Origin of the sequence: Psychromonas aquatilis (assembly GCF_038155185.1) — a bacterium.
Taxonomy (GTDB): Bacteria; Pseudomonadota; Gammaproteobacteria; order Enterobacterales; family Psychromonadaceae; genus Psychromonas; species Psychromonas aquatilis.
The window spans coordinates 1-208 of record NZ_JBAKAZ010000487.1; the positions used below are offsets into that span (position 1 = coordinate 1).

General features: G+C 37.0%; 1 protein-coding gene. It reads right to left on the bottom strand.

Going from position 1 to position 208, the window contains the following annotated elements; genetic code table 11:
• The coding region (locus V6256_RS16250) for a DUF3297 family protein (RefSeq protein ID WP_341599212.1) at window positions 1–208 on the bottom strand (208 nt) is incomplete at both ends.

Here is a 208-nt window from a genome sequence, read left to right on the forward strand (position 1 = left end):
ACGATAAAATGCTTCAACAGTGCCTTTTTTAGTAAGCAATAATGTCTTGCCACGACGATCTAGAGCTTTATGGTCTCCAACTTTAACCCAACCTTCACTAATACAATATTCTTCTACATCAAAACCTTCTTTGCCGTTTAAGCGAATACCAATCTCACATTCAAAAATTTCTTCTACATGGAAAGGGCTACGAGGATTACCTGAAAAG